This is a genomic window from Aeromicrobium sp. S22 (assembly GCF_009661045.1).
Lineage (GTDB): Bacteria > Actinomycetota > Actinomycetes > Propionibacteriales > Nocardioidaceae > Aeromicrobium > Aeromicrobium yanjiei.
Genome location: NZ_WJWV01000001.1, coordinates 181,934 through 202,275, shown reverse-complemented (window position 1 = coordinate 202,275; position 20,342 = coordinate 181,934). Strand labels below are relative to the sequence as shown.

Here is a 20,342-nt window from a genome sequence, read left to right as displayed (position 1 = left end):
CCTATCGGGGCCGAGATCAGGTCCTGTTGGCGAACACCCTCATCGTCAGCGGCCCGAAGACCGCGACCAGCGCCGCCGACATGACCAGCACCACGACGATCGCACCGCCGTCCGGATCGCCATCCATCAGGCTGCGGGCCGCGTCGACGAGCACCGTGACGGGGTTGACCTTCACGACGCTCTCGAGCACGTCCGGCATGGTCGACGGGGAGACGAAGACGTTGCTGAGGAACGTGAGCGGGAACAGCACCATCATGCTGACCCCCATGACCGCATTGGGCGTCCGCAGCTTGAACCCGAGCAGGATCCAGATCCAGCTGAGGCTGAAGCAGAACACCAGCAGCAGGGCGATCGCGGCCACGACACCCACCACACCGCCGTCCGGCCGGTAGCCGAGGAGCAGGGTCACGGCCATGATGATCGAGGACGCCATCGTGTAGCGCAGGGTGTCACCCAGCAGCGACCCCACCAGCAGGGATGGCCGCCACACCGGCAGCGAGCGGATCCGGTCGAAGACCCCCTTCTCGATGTCGTTGTTGATCGTCATCGCGGTGTACATCGTGATCATCACGACGGTCTGCACGAGGATGCCCGGCGCGAGGTACGGCAGGTAGTCCTGCGGCGAGCCCGCGATCGCACCGCCGAAGATGAACGTGAACATCAGCGTGAACATGATCGGGAACATCGTGACGTCGAACAGCTGCTCGGGGACGTGCTTGATCTTGAGCAGCGCCCGCCACCCGAACGTCAGGGACGAGGAGAGCGCGGACGCCGGCTCCGGCCGGGGACCCTCGCCGAGCGCGGCGACGACCTTGGCGTCCAGGCCTGCCGTCCCCGTCGTCATGCCGTCACCTTGTCGTCGTCGCGCACGTGCTCGCCGGTGAGCGCCAGGAACACCTCGTCGAGGCTCGGCTGGCCGAGTGAGAACTCCGTGGTCGCGATGCCGTGGTCGCGCAGCCGCGCGAGGACCGCGGGTACGCCTGCGGGATCCGACACCCGCATCGATATCGCGGCCGGATCCCTGCCGCGGTCCGCCTCCCCACCCAGCGTCGTCTCGAGCAGCCGCAGCGCTTCGTCCCGCAGCGCCGGGTCCGCGACGCGTACGTGCAGCGCGCCGCTGCCGACCGAGGCCTTGAGCTCACCGGTGGTGCCCTCGGCGATGACCCTGCCGCGATCGATCACCGCGATGCGGTCGGCGAGCTGATCGGCCTCGTCGAGGTACTGCGTCGTCAGCAGGATCGTCGTGCCTGCCGAGACGAGCGCCCGCACGATGTCCCAGACCTGGTTGCGGCTGCGGGGGTCCAGGCCCGTGGTGGGCTCGTCGAGGAACATGAGCTCGGGTCGGACCACGATGCTCCCAGCGATGTCGATGCGTCGCCGCATGCCGCCGGAGTACTTCTTGACCTGGCGGCCCGCGGCCTCGGTCAGATCGAAAGCGTCGAGCAGGTCCGCCGCGCGCTCGCGCGCCTGCGCCCAGCCGAAGCCGTACAGCCGGCCGAGCATCACGAGGTTCTCGGTCCCGGTGAGGTCCTCGTCGAGCGACGCGAACTGTCCGGTCATGGCGACCTTCGCCCGGACGGTGGCCGCCTCCGCGACGATGTCGTGGCCCAGCACGACCGCCGATCCGCCGGTCGGTCTCAGCAAGGTCGCGAGCATCCGGATCGTTGTCGTCTTGCCGGCGCCGTTGGGTCCGAGCACGCCGTAGACGCCTCCACTCGGCACACGCAGGTCGACCCCGTCGACCGCGCGCGTGTCCCCGAACGTCCGCGCCAGTGCGCTGGTCTCGATGGCAAAGCTGGTCATCGCACTCCTCTCGATCCCACCATCATGGCATCTATTCCTATTAGGAAGAAGGGTCTGGACAAAAGAAAACCCGGCCACCGAGGTGACCGGGTCTTCTGGACCTGCTGAGCGCTCAGATCACTTGGCGGGCATCAGGACGCTGTCGATCAGGTAGACCGTCGCGTTGGCGGTCTTGACGCCACCGCAGATGACCTTGGCGTTGCCCTCGCCGACCGTGATGTCGTCGCCCGAGCCCTTGACGGTCAGGTCGGCGCCGTTGACGGTCTTGAACGTGCCGTCGATGTCGGCAGGAGCGATCTGGCCGGGGATCACGTGGTACGTCAGGATGCCGGACAGCGTCGCGCCGCCCTTCTCCTCCGAGACCGTCTTGACGCCCTCGTCGCCGAGCTGCTTGAACAGCGCGTCGAACGCGGTGTCGACCGGTGCGAAGACCGTGAACTCGTCACCGTTGAGGGTGTCGACCAGGTCGACGTCGGGGTTGATCTGGCCCGAGACGGCCTGGGTGAGGGTCTTGAGGAGCGGGTTGTTGCTGGCGGCCGTGGCGACCGGGTCCTGCGACATGCCGCTGACCGAGCCCGCGCCGTCCGGCACGGTCTTGGCGTAGTCGGCGCAGCCGGCACCGACCAGGTCGGCGGCCGGATCGGCGGCCGCGGTCGACTCCTCGGGAGCGGCAGACGTGGACTCGTCAGACGAGGCCGAGTCGCCCTCGCTGTCGCTCGAGCCGCACGCGGCCGTGAAGAGGGACAGGGAGGCGACCGCCGCGACGGCGAAGCTCTTGGTGGAAGTACGCATTTCGGTTCTCCTTGTGGGGTTGGGAATCGTGCAGTCCTACTCGACGCGGAACTGGACGCTGTGCCAGCCGGTCGTCCCGTTCGGGCGGATGGGTGCCCGGTCGGAAGTCTGTGTGTCGCCGTCCTTGGTGGTGGCGCGGATCGTGAGCTGGTGGTTGCCGGGGGTGGCGTCGTCCCACTGGTAGCTCCACTGCCGCCAGGTCTCGGCGTTGTCCTCGGCGCCGAGCGTCGCCTCGACCCAGTCGCCCTCGTCGATGCTCACCTCGACCTTCTCGATGCCGACGGTCTGCGCCCACGCGACGCCGCCGAAGCGGGCCTTGTCCTGGGGGAAGGCCTGGAACGAGCGCGGCACGTCGATGCGCGAGGAGAACTTGATGGGCGCGAGCGCGGTGTAGTCGCGCGTCGTCCAGTAGCCCTTGAAGTCCGCGAACCGGGTGACCTCGATGTCGGTGAGCCACTTGGTCGCCGACACGAAGCCGTACAGACCGGGGATCACGAGGCGAGCGGGGAAGCCGTGCGCCAGCGGCAGCGGTTCACCGTTCATCCCGATCGCGACCATCGCGTTGCGGTCGTCCGTGACGGTCTCGAGGGGGCTGCCGGCCGTCCACCGGTCCGCGCTCGTGGACTTGATGGCGTCCGCCCCGTCCTGCACGCCGGCCATGCTCAGCAGGGTCGCGGTGCGCACGCCGAGCCACAGGGCGTTGCCGACGTACGGTCCGCCGACCTCGTTGGAGACGCACGTGAGGGTGACCCGGTGCTCCTCGAGCGCCATGCCCATGAGGTCGCGGTAGGACAGGTTCAACTCGCGGTCGACCATGCCGTGGATGCGCAGGTTCCAGCCCTCGGCCGGTACGTCGGGGATCCGCAGCGCGGTGTCGACCCGGTAGAAGTCACGGTTCGGGGTGAGGTAGTCGCTCACGCCACTCACCCCGACCTCGACACCGGACGGCACCGGAGTCGCGGCCTTCGTCGCACCCGGCAGCCGGATCCCAGCTCGTGACGCGGCCGCGGCGGCGTCACCGAACAGCCGGCCGACGACACCGCCGGCGAGCGCCAGCGCGGTGATGCCCAGCGAGGCCTTGAGGAATCCGCGGCGGCCGAGTCCCAGAGGGTGCGCATCGGCGGCCCGCTCCCGCTCGCGCAGGTTGCCGAGCAGCAGGACCAGGGCCCCGAGGCTGACGACGGCGGTCAGGACCGAGGGCACGAGGGTCAGGGCGCGGCTCGCGGTCGTGGTCCGGTCGATCGCGGCGCACACCACGGCGACGGCCCCGATCAGCGCGACGAGGACGACAGCGACGGTGGGGCGACGGCGGCCGACGATCCCCGCGACGACCGCGAGGAGGGCGAGCGTCGCCACGACGCCACCGATCAGCACGGGCTTGTCAGCGGTGCCGAACTGCCTGACCGCGAACTCCTTGAGGAACGGCGGCGCGTAGTCGATCGCGCGGTTGCCCACCGACTCGATCGGCGAGGGCACTCCCTGCAGCAGGGCGGCGACAGCCGTGCCGACGGCGACACCCGAGGCGGCGGCCAGGAAGCCGGCAAGGGCTCCGGCCCACCAGGGCGCTGCTGCGCGGGACGCTGTCGTTGTGCTCACACCCCGTGTTCGACACCCCCGGCGACAGGGATGGGTGGGCGGCCGAAAAAGCTCGGTGTCCAACTCGTGAGTAACCACGATCCGCTTCTAAGGTGAGGCGATGACCGCGCAGACCGGAGTGTCCTTCCCCTCAGAGAGCTCGTCGTCCGCGGCGCGCACCGTGCTGTCCGACGCCCTCCGCAAGGCCGACCCAGTCGGGGCGCGGGCGGTCGAGGGTGAGACCAGCTGGCGCCGCAACTATCTCTCGCACTTCCGGCGGGCGGTCGAGGCCGGGATCGGCGAGCCCCCGGCGGCGCACTCGATCGCCGCGGAGGGGCTGCGCAGCGCGCACGACCTGATGCGCTTCGGTGACGTCGCGCTCGACGAGGCCATCGGCGGCACCGCGCTCACCCAGGCCTTCCACACCCGCACGATCCGCGGGAGCGCGGAGCCCGAGACCGAGCTGTCCATCCCCTACCGCGGCGAGCGGCTCACGGGCCGGGCCCTGCACGACCAGCTCGACACCTGGGTCGCGGACGGCGTCATCACGCCCTCGTGCGCGACGGCCGTGAAGACCGTCCAGGACAATCCCGACTGGCTGCGCCTCGAGGGCGACACCGTGGTCGTGCTGGGCGCGGGCGCGGAGATGGGCCCCTACCGGGCGCTCCTGCGCTGGGGCGCCGAGGTGGTCGCGGTCGACCTGCCCCGCTCCGACGTCCAGGCACGCATCCGCGACCTGGCCCAGGACTCCGCAGGCACCGCCCACGTCCCGGCCCGCATCGTCACCAACGGCGACGACGACTCCGGCGCCGACCTCCTGACCGAGCTGCCCGCCGTCGCGCACTGGCTCGACGGCATCCAGGGCCGCCTCGTGCTCGGCAACTACTGCTACGCCGACGGCGCGACCCACGTCCGCGTGTCCATGGCCGCCGACGCCCTCGCGGAGCACCTGACGCGCGAGCGGCCCGACACCGCCCTGGCCTTCCTCGCGACGCCGACCGACACGTTCGCAGTGCCGGCCGAGGACGTCGAACGTTCCAATGCGGCGTACGCGCGACGTGGCGCCACCCGGCTGATCCGCACCCCGCTGCGCGCGGTCAGCGGCGGCCGGCTCCTCCAGCGCAACTACGCGCCGGGGGCCGATCCGGGGCTGTGCGACGCGATCGTCCCGCAGCAGGGCCCCAACTACGCGCTCGCGAAGCGGCTGCAGCGCTGGCGGGCCACCACCGCGCGCCAGGCCGGCACGACCGTGTCGCTCAACGTCGCACCGGCCACCCGCACCCGCTCGGTGGTCAAGAACAAGGCGCTCGCCGCGGCGTACGCGGGCGCCCACCGCTTCGGGGTCGAGATCTTCGACCCCGCGACGAGCAACGTCCTGATGGCGGCCCTCCTGGCGTACGACCTGCGCTCAGGTGCGGCCCCCCAGCGGGAGCCGTGGCAGGACGAGGCCGTCAACGCGGCCCACGGGGGACTGTGGACCGCGGCGTACGACCCGCGGAGCGCCCTCGGCCTGGCCGCGGTCCTCGGCATCGGCGCGCTGCGCGGGTAGGGCAGCTCAGTCGACGAAGCGGACCGCGTCCTCGATCGGTGCCCGGCGTGACGTGAACCGGGCGGTGGGGTGGTCGGGATCGGGTCGCCCGAAGGAGATGCCGCACACGACCCGTCGGTCGTCGGACAGGTCGAGGACCTCCCGCACCGCAGGCGCGACCTGAGCGATCGCGGCCTGCGCACACGTCCCGAGCCCCAGCGCCTCGGCCGCGAGCATGAACGAGTTCACGTAGAGCCCGCAGTCGATCGCGCCGTAGACCCCGAGATCGGCGTCCGTCGTGATGATCGCGACGTGGGGGGCGCCGAAGAACTCGAAGTTGCGCAGCATCTGCATCGCGGAGCCCTCGCGGTCGCCCCGCTCGACGCCGACGGCCTCGTACAGCTGCCAGCCGACCTCCTTGCGCCGCTCGTTGTAGACGCCCGTGTAGGAGTCCGGGAACGGGAAGTCCGAGGGTGCGGGCTGGCCGAAGGTCGCCATGACGTTCTCGACCGCTGCCTTCGACAGTGCCTCGCGGGCCTCCCCCGAGACGATGTGCACGCCCCACGGCTGCGTGTTGCACCACGACGCGGTGTGCTGGGCGGTGGTCAGGACGCTCTCGATCGTCTCGCGGGGCACCGGCTCGGGGAGGTAGCCCCGGCAGCTGCGCCGAGCGGTCAGAAGACGGTCGACGACCGCGAAGTCGTCCGCTGCGGCGCTCATCGGCCCACGAACTTCGGTGCGCGCTTGGTCATGAACGCGGTCGCGCCCTCGGCGAAGTCCTCGGTGCCGAACAGCTGCACCTGCAGATCGCGCTCCCGGTCCAGGACGGCGTCGAGGTCACCGAGGGTCGCGGCCGTGATCGCCTCCTTGGTCGCCCGGAACGCCACGCCGGCGCCGTTCGCGAGCCGCTGCACGATCGCTTCGACCTCGGTCTCGAGGTCGTCGTCGGGGACGCAGGCGTGGATCAGCCCGGCCGCCGCAGCGTCAGTCGCGGGCAGCCGCTCACCCAGCAGCGCCATCGCGGTGGCCCGCGCCCGGCCGATCGACGCTGCGACGATCGCGGTCGAGCCGCCGTCGGGCATCAGGCCGATGTTGGTGAAGGGCAGCAGGAAGTACGCAGACTGCGCGGCCACCGTGATGTCGGCAGCGAGCGAGATCGAGCAGCCGAAGCCGGCCGCGGGCCCGTTCACCGCAGCCACGACCGGCACCGGGCACGCCGTGACGGCGCGGACCAACCGGTTCGCGACGTCCATCGGCTCGGTGCCGCTGAGCGTGCCGTCGAGACGGGCACCGGTCGAGAACGCCCGGCCGGCGCCGGTCATGACGACCACGCGGATCGTGTCATCGAGCGCTTCCAGCGCGGCAGAGACGGTGTCGAGCATCTCGCCGGTCAGGCCGTTGAGGCGGTCGGGATCGTTCCAGGTGATCCTCAGGACGCCCTCGGCGCTGTGGACCAGCACGGGTTCAGACATGTGTTCCTCTTCCCATTCGGTCACCACAGGCTAGGGGACCCCTGGCCATCGTGACAGTGGTGGTGGCACTATCGGGCCATGTCCCTTGCAGGCAAGACGATCATCATGTCCGGCGGCAGTCGTGGAATCGGCGAGGCCATCGCGGTGCGGGCGGCCCGCGACGGCGCCAACGTCGCACTGCTGGCCAAGACCACCGAGCCGCACCCGGCGCTCCCCGGCACGATCCACACCGCCGCTGCCGCGATCGAGGAGGCGGGCGGGCACGCCCTGCCCCTGGTCGGCGACATCCGGGACGACGCCTTCGTCCTCGACGCGGTGGCCCGGACCGCCGAGGCGTTCGGCGGGATCGACATCGTGGTCAACAACGCCTCGGCGATCGACCTGTCGAGCACCGAGGACATCTCGATGAAGAAGTACGACCTGATGAACGACATCAACTCGCGCGGCTCGTTCCTGCTCGCCAAGTCGTGCATCGAGCACCTCAAGGCCGCCGACAACCCGCACATCCTCACGCTGTCGCCCCCGATCACGCTGGACCCGAAGTGGTTCAGCACGGCCACGGCGTACACGATCGCGAAGTTCGGCATGAGCCTGGTGACGCTCGGGCTCAGCGAGGAGCTGAGGTCGTACGGCATCGCGGCCAACTCCCTGTGGCCGCGTACCGCGATCGACACCGCCGCGGTGCGCAACGTCGTCGGTCCCGGGCTCGTGTCGCACTCCCGCAAGCCCACGATCATGGCCGATGCCGCGTACGAGATCCTCAACCGGCCGAGCCGTGACTTCACCGGCCAGTTCGTGATCGACGACGACGTCCTGGAGGAGGCCGGCGTCACCGACTTCTCGGTCTATCTCAACGGCGGCGACGAGTCCGACCTGGCGCTGGACTTCTGGGTCGAGGGCAAGGGCCCGCACAACCCGGAGCTGTCCCTGCACTGAGCCGCCCACCCGTACGGGCTAGTCCATTCGGATGATCTTGGCCTGTCCGTCACCAAATGCACGCGAATGTCCTGTCCGCCTCGTAACGTCGTCGGGGAGGGAAGGAAGCAGTCGATGAGCGTGTACCTGTTCGACATGGGCGGTCAGCCGATCGCCTTTCGGCGCACCTGGACCGATCCGTTCGTGTTCGACCTCGACGGGCACTGGATCGGCTGGTTCCCGTGGGACGACAACGACGCGGTCGACATCGACGGGCACTACCTCGGCACGGTCGTCGACGACCGGCTCGTGCGCCGCAACGACTGGTATCAGCGGCCCTGCACGGGCACGGCGACCGATCCGGGACGCGTCGAGCGCACCGGCCGCCCGCCCGAGCCGCACCACTTCCACAACTGCTTCGCCTACCAGGACGTCCGCGTCCGGCACCACGCCTGATCAGACGTCGTTGATCTGCGTCTCCGCGGTCGCGCCGAGCGCGAGCGTGCGGCTGACGGTGCACAGACGCTCCTCGGCCTTGCGGATCGCATCGGGCAGCAGCGCACGCGCCGCCTCGCCGCCCTCCCCCTCGGGGAACGCCACGTCGAACGTCATCCGGATGTCGACCAGGTGGCTGCCCTGCTCGTCGCGCACCTTGTCCGCGCGGGTGTGCACCTCGAACGTCGTCGCCTCCGCCCGCCGCGACACCAGGGGGTCGACCGTGATCGCTGTGCACCCGGCCAGCGCCACGAGCAGCAGCTCGACCGGGGTGAAGTCGGCCGTCGACCCGTCCCCGATCTCCAGGGTCGTGCCGCGCACGTTGGTCGCTCGATAGCGGGACGGCCCGGTGCGGGCCAGCTCGACGCTGCGTTCGGTGTCGTCGCTCATGGGTGGACCTCCGTGGGTGTCTGGCCGAGACGCTCGAGGGCCCGCTCGTGCAGGCGTACGACCTGACGTCGCAGATCGGCCCGCTCGACCGCAGGCTCCGTCCACGGCACCGTGACGGACACGGTGCGGCCGCGGACCTGCGCGTCCCACGTGCCCCCGGCACCGTCGAGCCCGGTCATGGTGGCGGCGCTCGCCTCGGGCTCGGCGTGCGCCCGGACGATCGTGAGGCTGTCCTCTGTGTGGTCCTCGTTCATGTGCCGGAGCACGGCCCGGACCACCTCGGCGGGAAATGTCGTCATGCCTCGACGGTAGCCCGTGGAACTGGGGGTGCGGCAGGGGTCCGTGTCCCGAACACTGGGGGCATGCCCCCCACCCGAAGCCTCGTCACCGGCGCCACCGGCTACGTCGGGGGCCGACTGGTCCCCCAGCTGCTCGACGCCGACCACACGGTCCGGGTGCTGGTCCGCGACGAGCGCAAGGCCCGGTCGCACGCGTGGTCCGACGACGTCGAGATCGCGGTCGGCGACGCGACGAAGGACGAGGACGTCCGGTCGGCGATGCAGGACGTCGACGTCCTGTACTACCTGCTCCACTCGATCGGCACCGGTGGCGACTTCGGTGCGACCGAGAAGGACATGGCGCAGCGCTTCGCCGCAGAGGCCGAGCGCGCCGGGGTGAGCCGCATCGTCTACCTCGGCGGGATGATCCCCGAGGGCGAGGAGCTGTCGGAGCACCTGAGCTCGCGCGGGGAGGTCGGCGACGTGCTGCTCGCCTCGGGCGTCCCCACGACCGTGCTGCAGGCCGGTGTCGTCATCGGGTCGGGCTCGGCGTCGTTCGAGATGCTCCGCTACCTGACCGAGCGGCTGCCCGTGATGGTCACCCCGACGTGGGTCAGCACGCGCATCCAGCCGATCGCGGTGCGCGACGTGCTGCGCTATCTCGTCGGCGCGGCAGACATGCCGTCCGACGTCAGCCGGCGCTTCGACATCGGCGGCCCGGAAGTGCTGACGTACCTCGAGCTGATGCAGCGGTTCGCGGCGATCTCCGGGCTTCCGCGTCGGCGCGTCCTCAAGGTGCCGGTGCTCTCGCCGGGCCTGTCGAGCCACTGGATCGGCCTGATCACCCCCGTCCCCGCGAGCCTCGCGCGACCGCTGGTCGAGTCCTTGCGCAACACGGTCGTCGCGGGCGAGACCGACATCAAGACATACGTCCCGGACCCGCCCGAGGGCCTCATCGCCTTCGACCGCTCGGTCGAGCTGGCCCTCACCAAGGTCCAGGACCTGGACGTGCCGACGAGCTGGTCGTCCGCCGCCACCGCGGGCGCACCGGCCGAGGGCCTGCCGACCGATCCTGACTGGGCCGGCGGCTCGCTCTACAAGGACGAGCGGACCCGCGAGGTCCACGCGTCACCCGAGAGCCTGTGGCAGGTCGTGGAGGGCATCGGGGGCCGCAACGGCTGGTACTCGTGGCGCCTCGCGTGGTGGGTGCGCGGGGTGCTGGACCGGATGGTCGGCGGTCCGGGCCTGCGTCGCGGCCGGCGCAACCCGCGCCACCTCGCTGTCGGCGACGCGGTCGACTTCTGGCGGGTCGAGGAGACCGACGGCCACTCGTTCCTGCGGCTGCGCGCCGAGATGCGGCTGCCGGGCCTCGCCTGGCTGGAGATGCAGGTCGGCTCGACCGACGGCGGGACCACGACCTTCCACCACCGTGCCCTGTTCCATCCCAAGGGATTGCTCGGACATCTCTACTGGTGGTCGGTCTGGCCGTTCCACGGAATAGTCTTCGGCTCGATGCAGCGTAATATCGCGGAGGCCGCAGAAGCGCTCGAGCAGTGAGGACCGACATGACGATGAGCCCCGGACGGGCCGGCAGCCAGGCGCAGCACAGCACCTGGCTCAAGCGGGGGGCCCGGGTGGGACTGGTCGCCTTCGGCGTCGTGCACCTGCTCATCGCCTGGATCGCGCTGCAGGTCGCGTGGTCGGGAGGCGGCAACGCCAGCAGCGGCGGAGCGCTCAAGACCCTGGCCGACCAGCCGCTCGGCCGCACGATCTTGTGGGTCCTCGCCCTCGGTCTCGTCGCCCTGGCCGTGTGGCAGATCGCCACCGCCATCTGGGGCTTCCAGACCGAGGACGACCCCAAGCGGCTGTGGAAGCGCGGGGTCGCCGGCGGTCGTGCAGTCGTCTACGGCGCGGTCGCCTTCTCCGCGGGCAAGATCGCCGTCGGCTCCGGCGGCTCGTCAGGCAATGACTCCAAGCAGGAGGACGTCACCGCCCAGCTGCTCTCCGCGCCTGCCGGACGTGTGCTGGTCGCGGCGGTCTGTCTCGCGATCCTGGCCGTGGCCGCGAGCCAGGTGCGCCGGGGTCTCGCGGAGAAGTTCACCCACGACCTCGAGCCCGCGGCGACGAGCGGTGACTCCGGCCGCATGGTCATGGTGCTCGGCAAGGTCGGCTACGTCGCGAAGGGCATCTCGCTCGGCATCGTGGGTCTGCTGTTCGGCTGGGCGGCGCTGTCGTACGACCCCGACAAAGCCGGCGGGCTCGACGATGCGCTGAAGACGGTGCGCGACCAGCCGTTCGGCCCCTACCTGCTCTCGGCCGTCGCCGTCGGCCTCGCGGCGTTCGGCCTGTTCTGCTTCGCGTGGGCGAAGCACGCCAAGACCCGCTGACCACCGGGCCGCGCCGCTCACGCGGCTCTCGCGGTTGCGCCATCGAGGCGCCAGTCACAGGATGAGCGCATGCACCTGTTCCGGATGAAGTCGGTCGAACGCTCGATCGCCGAGACCGACGAGCCGGAGCACCGGCTCAAGAAGGAGCTCTCCGCCTGGGACCTCACGGTCTTCGGTGTGGGCGTCATGGTCGGCACGGGAATCTTCGTGCTGACCGGCGAGCAGGCGTACGTCAACGCCGGCCCGGCGATCGTCATCTCCTTCATCCTTGCCGGCATCACCTGCGGGTTGGCGGCCCTGTGCTATGCCGAGTTCGCCTCGACGGTGCCGGTGGCCGGCAGCGCCTACACGTTCTCCTACGCGACGCTGGGCGAGCTGGTGGCCTGGATCATCGGCTGGGACCTCGTGCTGGAGCTGGCCCTGGGCGCGGCGGTCGTCGCGCGCGGCTGGTCGGCGTACCTGCAGTCGCTGTTCGACCTGCCCACCTGGCTGGCGGGCGACGAGGCAATACCCGACTTCGGGGCGATCGCGATCGTCCTGGCGCTGACGGCGGTCGGTGTTCTCGGCACCAAGCTGTCCGGGCGCATCACGTCGATCCTGGTCGTCGTGAAGGTCGCGGTCGTGACGTTCGTGATCGTGGCCGGGCTGTTCTTCATCAAGGCCTCCAACTACAAGCCGTTCATCCCCGACTCCAAGCCCGCGCCCGAGGCGTCCGGGCTGGACTCGACGCTGCTGCAGACGGTGTTCGGCGTCGACCCGACGGTCTTCGGCGTCTACGGCATCATCGCCGCGGCATCCGTCGTGTTCTTCGCCTACATCGGCTTCGACATCGTCGCGACCTCCGCGGAGGAGACCAAGAACCCGCAGCGGGACGTCCCGCGCGGCATCCTCGGCTCGCTCGCGATCGTCACGGTGCTCTACGCCGCGGTCGCCTTCGTGGTCACCGGCATGCTGAAGTACAGCGACGAGCGGATGAACACCGCCGCCCCCCTCGCCGAGGCGTTCCGGGCCAACGATCTCGGCTGGGCGAGCAAGCTCATCTCGGTCGGCGCGGTCGCCGGCCTCACGACCGTCGTGCTGGTCCTCATGCTGGGCCAGGCGCGCGTGCTCTTCGCGATGTCCCGCGACGGCCTCCTGCCCGTCGGTCTCGCGCGGGTGCACCCGCGCTTCGGCACTCCGTACCGCATCACGATCGTCACGGGCCTGTTCGTGGCAGCGCTCGCAGGCTTCGTGCCGCTCTCGGAGCTGTCCAAGCTCGTGAGCATCGGCACCCTGTTCGCCTTCGTCCTGGTGTCGGTCGGCGTCATCATCCTGCGCCGCACCCGCGCGGACCTGCACCGTCCGTTCCGCGTCCCGGGGGTGCCGCTCATCCCGGCACTGTCCGTCGCGGCGTGCCTGTGGCTCATGGTCAACCTGTCGGTCGAGACCTGGATCCGGTTCCTGATCTGGTTGCTGATCGGCTTCGTCGTCTACTTCACGTACGGCTACCGGCGCTCGCGACTCGGTCGTGGTCTGCGCCAGGCGGGTGCCGACGAAGGGGCTGCCCCGCCGGAGTGAGCGGTGGTCTCAGCGCCACTCGTCGGCCAGGAGCGCATAGACGTACTCGTCCTGCCAGCCGCGGTCGCGGTGGAGCGAGTCACTCACGTGGTGGGCCTCGCGCCGCATGCCGAGGCGTTCCATCAGGCGCCACGAGGGCTCGTTGGCGGTGAAGCACGCGGCCAGCACGCGCCGCACGCCCAGCTCGTCGAAACAGATCCGGATCAGCTCACGCACCGCCTCGGTCGCCAGGCCCTGCCCGTGCTGCGCCGGGTCGAACGTCCAGCCGAGCTCGGCCTCGGTCGCGGCGGCGGAGGTCGCCACCTCGCGCTGCCCGTACGCGTCCTTGATCGTGACCAGGAGGTCACCGATCACCTGACCGTCACGCTCCACGATCACGGCGGTGCCGCCGTCCCCGAAGCGATCCGCAAGCGACTCGACGTCGACGGAGGTGCTCGTGATCCACTCCGCGACGTCAGGACGGGATCGGTACGCGAAGATCTCCGGCACGTCGTCGGGAGCGAATCTCCGCAGCACCAGCCGCTGGGTGACGGCGGGCCAGGAGGCGAGGTCGAGGACTGAGGTCACGCGGTCATCGTGACATGCTCAGCGGTGCGCGGTCACGGTGAAGTGGTGGGTCGCCGCCTCGACGATGTCGCCGGGCGAGGTCTCCAGCGTGCCCTCGATCCACGCGGTCACCAGCTCGGCCACGCCACCGATGAACATCGTGGCCGCCAGGCGTCCCTCCTCCTGGCTCCAGGCCTGCGGGCCGTACAGCTCGCGCGCCTCGTGCTGCGCGAGCTCGGCGAACTGGCGCAGGAGACGGGCCCGGTGCGGACGGAGCGCGTCGAGCGACATCGACTCCACGATCGCGACCCGTCCCTTGCGGGGGTCGTCGGTGAGGATCTCGACGAAGGCGCCGATGCCGGCACGCACGCGCTCGGTCGGTCCGCCTGCGGTCTGCTCGACGGCGGCGACCGCCCGCTCGGCGATCTGCGCCGCGATGTCGTCCATCACGGCCTTCAGCGCGTCGTCGAGACCGCTGAAGCACTGGTAGAAGTAGCGCTCGGTCAGCCCGGCCTCGGCACAGATGCGGGTCATCGTGACCGTGGGTCCGCCGTCTCGCCCCCACACCTGAAGGGTCGCCTCGAGCAGCCGCGCCCGTCGGTCCGCATGACGTTGCTCGGCGGTCATCCCGCGGTACTGACCTGCCTTGACTGCCATGCAGAACATATTGACAGAACGCTCTGTCTGAATCAAGATGCCTGTTGTGAGCCAGACCACCCTTGCCCCTCCCCGCCGCCGCGGGCTGCCCTACGTGGGCCGCACGCTGTCGTACGTCCGCGACCCCCTGCAGATGATGCGATCCCAGTACGACGGCTGGGGGCCGGTCTCCGACATCGACTTCGTCGGCAAGCGCTGGACCGTGCTGCTCGGACCCGATGCGTGCGAGGTTGCCCTGCGCAACGCCGACAAGGCGTTCGCCAGCGGTGACGGCTGGGGCTACCTCGTCGGCCCGTTCTTCGATCGCGGGCTGATGCTCCTGGACTTCGAGGAGCACCACCGCCACCGCCGCATCATGCAGTCCGCCTTCACCCGCGACCGCATCGAGGGCTACACCGCCGCGCTGCAGCCGGCCGTCGCGGCAGGCGTCGCGGCGTGGCAGCCCGGGGAGTCGTTCCTCGCCTACCCCGCACTCAAGGAGCTCACGCTCGACCTGGCCACCGAGGTGTTCATGGGCGGTGCCGACCTCGCGACGCCCGACGAGCTCGACCGGGTCAACCAGGCCTTCATCGACTGCGTGCAGTCGGCGACCGCGATGGTGCGGGCGAACGTCCCCGGCACCCGCTGGGGCCGCGCGATCCGGGGCCGGCGGCTGCTCGAGGAGTTCTTCGGTCGCCATCTCGCGACCAAACGGGCCGCACCGGGCGACGACCTCTTCTCGGTGCTGTGCCACCTCGAGACCGAGGACGGCGAGCGGTTCAGCGACGAGGACGTCGTCAACCACATGATCTTCCTGCTCATGGCAGCCCACGACACCTCGACGATCACGGTGTCGACCGTCATGCAGCAGCTGGGTCAGCATCCGGAGTGGCAGGAGCGTTGCCGCGCCGAGGCGCTCGCCCTCTCCGAGCACCCCACGCTCGCCGAGCTCGACGGCCTGGTCGCGATCGACCAGGTCATGAAGGAGAGCCTGCGTCTCGTGCCACCCGTGCCGGTGCTCGCACGACGGACCGTCAAGGAGACCGAGGTCCTGGGGCACAGCATCCCCGCCGGTCGCCTCGTCGCGGTGATGGTGCACCTGTCCCACCACATGGCAGAGCTCTGGGACGAGCCCGAGCGATTCGACCCCGAGCGGTTCTCCGACGACCGGCGCGAGGACAAGGTGCACCGCTACGCGTGGGAGCCGTTCGGCGGCGGGGTGCACAAGTGCATCGGCATGTTCTTCGCCGGCGCCGAGGTCAAGACGATCCTCGTGCACCTGCTGCGGCAGTTCACCTGGACCGTCGAGCCGAGCTATCGCGCCCCCATGAGCTACACCTCGTTGCCGTTCCCCAAGGACGGCCAGCCCGTCCACCTCACCCGTCGCCCGACCCCCCAGGAGCCGTCATGAACCGATCCCTTCGCCACCAGCTCGTCGTCATCACCGGAGCCGGTCGAGGCATCGGGCGCGCGACCGCGACCCGTTTCGCCGCCGAGGGCGCCCGGGTGGTGATCGGCGACCTCGACGACGACGTGGCGGCCAAGGCCGCGCAGCAGATCGGCCGCGGGGCGGTCGGCCTGACCGTCGACGTCTCGGACCGCGCCTCGTACGCCGCGTTCATCGAGCAGGCGCAGACGCTCGGCCCGGTCGACGTCCTGGTCAACAACGCCGGCATCATGCCGTTGTCGCCCCTGACCGAGGAGTCCGACGAGGCCACCGATCGCATCCTCGACGTCAACCTGCGGGGCGTCATCACCGGCACCAAGCTCGTGATCCCGCAGATGATCGAGCGCGGCCACGGCCACGTCATCAACATCGCGTCCGCGGTGGGCCGCATCGCGGTGGCCAACGGCGCGACGTACAGCGCGAGCAAGTTCGCCGTGGTCGGCTTCTCCGAGGCGATGCGCTCCGAGCTCAAGCCGCACGGGGTCGACGTCTCGTGCATCCTGCCCACCGTGGTCGCGACCGAGCTGGCCGCGGGCGTATCCGCGACCAAGGGCATGCGCGCGGCGCAGCCCGACGACGTCGCGAAGGCCGTGGTCGGCGTCGCGCACCGGCCCCAGTTCGAGACCTGGGTCCCCCGGCACAGCAAGGGCATCTTCTACTCCAGCAACGCCCTGCCTCGCCGGCTCAAGGACACCCTCGGTCACGCGATCGGCGCCGACCGGGCGCTCAGCGACGTGGACGCCGAGGCCCGGGCCGAGTACGAGCGTCGCGCGGCTCGCCCCTAGTCGGGCAGCCGGAGCTCGGCCGCCTCCACCGTCGCGGTCGCGACCGCGTCCAGGAGCCCCTCGACGCTCGTCGCCGCCAGCAGCGACAACTGGTCGTACGCCCCGATGGGCGCGATCGCCGCGAGCTGCCACAGCGCCGCGAGCGGCTCGTCGGCCAGGCCGATCGTGGACGACCAGCGCTGCTCCTCGAACTCGCTGATGCGCGCCATCGTCACCCGGACGAGCTCCTCGACCTCGTCGAAGCGATCGCGCCACCGCTCGTCCCACTCCAGGGCCGGACGCAGGCGCACGGTGGCGCGGGGATAGGGAGCCTCCGGCAGCCACTCGACCACCTCGAGGCGTCGACCGCCCTGCGCCAGGAGGGAGATGAAGCCGTCGCCCTCGCCGACCTCCACGACCTGCGCGACCGTGCCCGTGGCGAACCGATGCTCGCCGCCGCCGACCTCGTGCCCGCGCTCGATCAGCACGACGCCGAACTCCGCCGGCTCCTGCACCAGGACGTCCTGCAGCATCTGCAGGTAGCGGTCCTCGAAGATGCGCAGCGGAAGCGGCATCGCCGGGAACAGGACGGACCCCAGCGGGAACATGGGCAGCTCGACGAGATCCTCCATCGGATCAGGCCAGTGCCTGGATGACCGGCCGGGCCGCGTGGTGGCGGCCACGCGGCACGATCATCGGGGTGCCACTGACCGGATCGGGGACCACGTCGCACGCGAGGCCGAAGACCTCGGTCACGACGTCCGCGTCGATGACGTCGCGCGGGGGTCCCTCGGCCAGGATCGACCCGTCCTTCATCGCGATGATGTGATCGGCGTAGCGGCACGCCAGGTTGAGGTCGTGCAGGACCAGCACGATCGTCTTGCCGGACTCCCGGTTGAGGTCGGTCAGCAGATCGAGCAGCTCGACCTGGTGGTTGATGTCCAGGAACGTCGTCGGCTCGTCCAGCAGCAGCAGGTCGGTGTCCTGCGCGAGCGCCATCGCGATCCACACCCTCTGGCGCTGCCCTCCGGACAGCGCGGAGAGGGGCCGGTCCTCCAGGTCGGTCGTGCCCGTCGCCTCCAGCGCTGCCGCGACCGCCCGGTCGTCCTCGTCGCTCCAGCGCCGGAACCAGCCCTGGTGCGGATAGCGGCCACGGCCCACGAGATCGCCGACCGTGATGCCGTCCGGGGCCACCGGGGACTGCGGCAGCAGCCCGAGCACGCGGGCGACGTCCGCGCTCTTCATGTCGTGCAGATCCTTGCCGTCCAGGATCACCGATCCGGAGCGGGGACGCAGCAGGCGGGCCAGGCCACGCAGCAGCGTCGACTTGCCGCACGCGTTGGCACCGACGATCACGGTGATCTGGCCGTCCGGGATCTGGACGTCGAGATCCCGGACGATGTCGGTCTCGGCGTAGCCGAGCGTGAGGTGCTGGGCACGCAGGTCATGAGAGGTCATCCGCCGCGTCCTTCCCGATTGACGGTGGCGAGGAGCCAGATGAGATAGGGGGCGCCGACCAGTCCGGTGACGACGCCGGTCGGCAGGGCGGTCGGCAGGACCTGCTCGGACACCAGGTCGGCGGCGAGGACGATCACCGCCCCGACGAGTCCCGCGGCCAGCACGCCGCCCGCGGGACCGGTCAGCCGCTGGGCGATCGGCGCCGCGATGAGCGCGACGAACATGATCGGCCCCGCGACGGCGGTCGAGAAACCGATGAGCACGATCGACAGCGCGAGCAGCACGAGCCGGTTGATCTCGACCCGCGAGCCGAGGCCCCTGGCCGTGTCGTCGCCGAGCTCGAGCGCGCGCAGCGGCCGCTCCAGGACCAGGGCGACCGGGACGAGGATCGCGAGCGCGACCAGGAGCGTACGCAGCTCGCCGGCGCCGGCCTGCCCGATCGTGCCGACGAGCCAGGTCATCGCCTCGCGCGCCTCGTAGAGATCGGCACGGGTGATGATGTAGCCGACCAGCGAGAGCAGGAGCTGGGAGACGCCGATCCCGATGAGGATGAAGCGGTAGCCCGAGATGCCGTCGCGCCACGCGAGCAGGTAGATCACGAGCGAGGCCAGCAGTGCCCCGGCGAGCGCGGAGCCGGAGACGACCAGGCTGCTGGCGTTGAACAGCACGATCGAGGAGACGGCGAACAGGCTCGCGCCGGACGAGACGCCCACGAAGTCCGGCGAGGCCAGCGGATTGCCCAGGAGCTTTTGGAACACGTACCCGGACACGCCCAGGGCGAGTCCGACCGCGAGGGCCGCGGACGCGGTCGGCAGCCGCAGGTCCCGCACCACGAAGTCGACCGCGGGATCGTCCTTGAGCATGAACGCCGAGGCGATGACGTCGACGGGCGACACGACGTAGCTGCCGACCATCATCGTCAGCACGAACAGCGCGAACGCGATGACCGCGAGCACGGCCGTGACCACGCCGGAACGGCGACGGCGGGCTCGGCGGCCGGAGCGCACGGTCGTGCGGGGCTCGAGAAGGGCGGTCATCACAGCTCCGCGAGGTTGCGGTAGCGGACGAGCAGGATGAACGCGGGCGCGCCGAGGACGCCGAGGACCACACCGACCTGCAGCTCGCCGGGGGCGACCGCGACCCGCCCGAGGATGTCCGCGAGCAGCAGGACGGTCGGGGTCAGGATCAGCGTGTAGGCCAGCATCCAGCGGTAGTCGGGCCCGCAGAGCAGGCGCGCGGCGTGCGGCACGATCAATCCGATGAACACGATCGGCCCGCACGCGGCGGTCGCCGCTCCGCACAGCACCGCGACGGTCACGAACATCACGACCCGGGTCAGCTTGACCCGCTGGCCGAGCGCCACCGCAAGGTCCTCACCGAGGGCGAGGCCGTTGAGCGCACGACCGGTGCCGAGCGCCACGATCAGCCCGACCACCAGGAACGGGACGGTCTGCCAGAACACCGGGAAGTAGCGGCCCGCGAGCGAGCCCACCTGCCAGAAGCGCAGCTCGTTGAGGGCCTCGACGTTGGTCATCACGATCGCGGACGTGACCGACGAGAGGATCGCGGTCACGGCCGCCCCCGCCAGCGCGAGCTTGACCGGGGTCGCCCCTTCGCGACCGAGCGACGCGATCGCGTACACCGTGACGGTGGCGACCCCGGCGCCGGCGAACGCGAACCACACGTACGTGCTCACGTCCTGCGCACCGAGGACCATGATCCCGAAGACGATGAAGGCCGCGGCGCCTGCGTTGATGCCCATGATCCCGGGGTCGGCGAGCGGGTTGCGGGTCACGCCCTGCAGGATCACCCCGCTCAGCCCGAGCGCCGCCCCCGCGAACAGGCCGATCAGGGTGCGCGGCACCCGCATCTCGCGGATGACGGTCTGCGACGCCGCCGACGGGTCGTAGTCGGTGAACGCCTTCCAGATCGTCGGGATGCCGACTCCGCGCGAGCCCAGGGTGATGCTGAAGAAGCACACGACCGCCAGCACGACCGCCAGGAGCACCAGCCCGCTCGCCAGAGCAGCCCGCGAACGATGCCGGGGAGCGGCTTCGACGGCAGCGGCCGACGTCTGGGTCATGGTCATGGGCGGTGGAGGTCGGCCTTTCGAGGAGTCAACCTCTCCAGCGTAACTTAGGTATGCCTACCCAGACCACAGGAGTGACGCGCTCCACGTCCGTCCGGTGGGCGCGGTGCGTGTGCCACCGTTCGCAGCCGAATTCGCCCGCATTCGGTGGAGCAGGCACCGCGCCCTGCGGAAACGGTGGCAGAAGCACCGCGCCCCCGGAACCGTGTG

General features: G+C 70.5%; 22 protein-coding genes. 8 read left to right on the top strand and 14 right to left on the bottom strand.

What is annotated here, in order from left to right; genetic code table 11:
- Positions 1 to 16 precede the first annotated feature (16 nt).
- From GEV27_RS01040 to GEV27_RS01025, 4 genes are all read right to left on the bottom strand, one after another.
- Positions 17 to 844, bottom strand: coding sequence for an ABC transporter permease (locus tag GEV27_RS01040; RefSeq protein WP_153933243.1), 828 nt, complete (start codon positions 842 to 844; stop codon positions 17 to 19).
- Entirely contained in the window at positions 841 to 1,803 is a 963-nt protein-coding gene (locus GEV27_RS01035) for an ATP-binding cassette domain-containing protein (protein ID WP_153909777.1), read from the bottom strand. The genes GEV27_RS01040 and GEV27_RS01035 overlap by 4 nt, the downstream gene beginning before the upstream one ends.
- 117 nt (positions 1,804 to 1,920) lie before the next feature.
- Positions 1,921 to 2,595: a fasciclin domain-containing protein gene (locus GEV27_RS01030; RefSeq protein ID WP_153909776.1), complete on the bottom strand. Its 675-nt coding sequence runs from the start codon at positions 2,593 to 2,595 to the stop codon at positions 1,921 to 1,923.
- A gap of 36 nt (positions 2,596 to 2,631) precedes the next feature.
- The gene (locus GEV27_RS01025; protein WP_153654804.1) at positions 2,632 to 4,191 is read right to left on the bottom strand and encodes a molybdopterin-dependent oxidoreductase; all 1,560 of its coding nucleotides are present in this window, start codon (positions 4,189 to 4,191) and stop codon (positions 2,632 to 2,634) included.
- A gap of 100 nt (positions 4,192 to 4,291) precedes the next feature.
- On the opposite strand from GEV27_RS01025, the gene GEV27_RS01020 reads away from it, so the two are divergent.
- Positions 4,292 to 5,719, top strand: a complete 1,428-nt coding sequence (locus tag GEV27_RS01020; protein WP_153654805.1) for a hypothetical protein — start codon at positions 4,292 to 4,294, stop codon at positions 5,717 to 5,719.
- A gap of 6 nt (positions 5,720 to 5,725) precedes the next feature.
- Here GEV27_RS01020 and GEV27_RS01015 read toward each other — a convergent pair whose 3' ends face one another.
- Positions 5,726 to 6,418, bottom strand: coding sequence for a nitroreductase (locus GEV27_RS01015; protein WP_153933242.1), 693 nt, complete (start codon positions 6,416 to 6,418; stop codon positions 5,726 to 5,728).
- On the bottom strand, positions 6,415 to 7,170 hold the full coding sequence (locus tag GEV27_RS01010; RefSeq protein WP_153909773.1) for an enoyl-CoA hydratase: 756 nt from the start codon (positions 7,168 to 7,170) through the stop codon (positions 6,415 to 6,417). Before GEV27_RS01010 ends, GEV27_RS01015 begins: the two co-directional genes overlap by 4 nt.
- 78 nt (positions 7,171 to 7,248) lie before the next feature.
- Between GEV27_RS01010 and GEV27_RS01005 the strand changes: the two genes are divergently transcribed.
- Positions 7,249 to 8,106 (top strand): NAD(P)-dependent oxidoreductase, encoded by an 858-nt coding sequence (locus GEV27_RS01005; RefSeq protein ID WP_153654808.1) that lies wholly within the window; start codon positions 7,249 to 7,251, stop codon positions 8,104 to 8,106.
- A 114-nt stretch (positions 8,107 to 8,220) separates the two neighbouring features.
- Entirely contained in the window at positions 8,221 to 8,541 is a 321-nt protein-coding gene (locus GEV27_RS01000) for a hypothetical protein (RefSeq protein ID WP_153933241.1), read from the top strand.
- On the opposite strand, the gene GEV27_RS00995 is transcribed toward GEV27_RS01000, so the two are convergent.
- Both GEV27_RS00995 and GEV27_RS00990 read right to left on the bottom strand, forming a co-directional pair.
- On the bottom strand, positions 8,542 to 8,970 hold the full coding sequence (locus GEV27_RS00995; protein WP_153654810.1) for an OsmC family protein: 429 nt from the start codon (positions 8,968 to 8,970) through the stop codon (positions 8,542 to 8,544).
- Positions 8,967 to 9,269 carry a DUF2470 domain-containing protein gene (locus GEV27_RS00990; RefSeq protein WP_153933240.1) on the bottom strand — a complete coding sequence of 101 codons (303 nt, stop codon included), beginning with the start codon at positions 9,267 to 9,269 and terminating at the stop codon, positions 8,967 to 8,969. Before GEV27_RS00990 ends, GEV27_RS00995 begins: the two co-directional genes overlap by 4 nt.
- A 63-nt stretch (positions 9,270 to 9,332) precedes the next feature.
- Here GEV27_RS00990 and GEV27_RS00985 point away from each other — a divergent pair, with 63 nt between their 5' ends.
- The 3 genes from GEV27_RS00985 (at position 9,333) to GEV27_RS00975 (ending at position 13,192) form a co-directional block, all read left to right on the top strand.
- Entirely contained in the window at positions 9,333 to 10,805 is a 1,473-nt protein-coding gene (locus GEV27_RS00985) for an SDR family oxidoreductase (RefSeq protein WP_153909769.1), read from the top strand.
- Positions 10,806 to 10,813: 8 nt separating this feature from the next.
- Positions 10,814 to 11,635, top strand: a complete 822-nt coding sequence (locus GEV27_RS00980) for a DUF1206 domain-containing protein (RefSeq protein ID WP_153654813.1) — start codon at positions 10,814 to 10,816, stop codon at positions 11,633 to 11,635.
- Positions 11,636 to 11,704: 69 nt separating this feature from the next.
- A complete protein-coding gene (locus tag GEV27_RS00975) occupies positions 11,705 to 13,192 on the top strand; it encodes an amino acid permease (protein WP_153933239.1) in 1,488 nt (495 codons plus the stop codon).
- 9 nt (positions 13,193 to 13,201) lie between these two features.
- On the opposite strand, the gene GEV27_RS00970 is transcribed toward GEV27_RS00975, so the two are convergent.
- Positions 13,202 to 13,759: a GNAT family N-acetyltransferase gene (locus GEV27_RS00970; RefSeq protein ID WP_153654815.1), complete on the bottom strand. Its 558-nt coding sequence runs from the start codon at positions 13,757 to 13,759 to the stop codon at positions 13,202 to 13,204.
- Between the two features lie 18 nt (positions 13,760 to 13,777).
- Positions 13,778 to 14,395 (bottom strand): TetR/AcrR family transcriptional regulator, encoded by a 618-nt coding sequence (locus GEV27_RS00965; protein ID WP_153654816.1) that lies wholly within the window; start codon positions 14,393 to 14,395, stop codon positions 13,778 to 13,780.
- A gap of 37 nt (positions 14,396 to 14,432) precedes the next feature.
- Here GEV27_RS00965 and GEV27_RS00960 point away from each other — a divergent pair, with 37 nt between their 5' ends.
- Complete coding sequence (locus GEV27_RS00960) at positions 14,433 to 15,785, top strand: cytochrome P450 (RefSeq protein WP_153933238.1); 1,353 nt, start codon at positions 14,433 to 14,435, stop codon at positions 15,783 to 15,785.
- A complete protein-coding gene (locus GEV27_RS00955; RefSeq protein ID WP_153654818.1) occupies positions 15,782 to 16,606 on the top strand; it encodes an SDR family oxidoreductase in 825 nt (274 codons plus the stop codon). The genes GEV27_RS00960 and GEV27_RS00955 overlap by 4 nt, the downstream gene beginning before the upstream one ends.
- On the opposite strand, the gene GEV27_RS00950 is transcribed toward GEV27_RS00955, so the two are convergent.
- The 4 genes from GEV27_RS00950 to GEV27_RS00935 are packed head-to-tail and all read right to left on the bottom strand — an operon-like array spanning position 16,603 to position 20,132.
- A complete protein-coding gene (locus tag GEV27_RS00950; RefSeq protein WP_153933237.1) occupies positions 16,603 to 17,217 on the bottom strand; it encodes an LON peptidase substrate-binding domain-containing protein in 615 nt (204 codons plus the stop codon). The two genes, GEV27_RS00955 and GEV27_RS00950, sit on opposite strands and share 4 nt — an antisense overlap.
- Before the next feature lie 4 nt (positions 17,218 to 17,221).
- The gene (locus GEV27_RS00945; RefSeq protein ID WP_153933236.1) at positions 17,222 to 18,043 is read right to left on the bottom strand and encodes an ABC transporter ATP-binding protein; all 822 of its coding nucleotides are present in this window, start codon (positions 18,041 to 18,043) and stop codon (positions 17,222 to 17,224) included.
- Positions 18,040 to 19,080 carry an iron chelate uptake ABC transporter family permease subunit gene (locus GEV27_RS00940; protein WP_153933235.1) on the bottom strand — a complete coding sequence of 347 codons (1,041 nt, stop codon included), beginning with the start codon at positions 19,078 to 19,080 and terminating at the stop codon, positions 18,040 to 18,042. Before GEV27_RS00940 ends, GEV27_RS00945 begins: the two co-directional genes overlap by 4 nt.
- The gene (locus GEV27_RS00935) at positions 19,080 to 20,132 is read right to left on the bottom strand and encodes an iron ABC transporter permease (RefSeq protein ID WP_153909763.1); all 1,053 of its coding nucleotides are present in this window, start codon (positions 20,130 to 20,132) and stop codon (positions 19,080 to 19,082) included. Before GEV27_RS00935 ends, GEV27_RS00940 begins: the two co-directional genes overlap by 1 nt.
- Between the last annotated feature and the right edge of the window lie 210 nt (positions 20,133 to 20,342).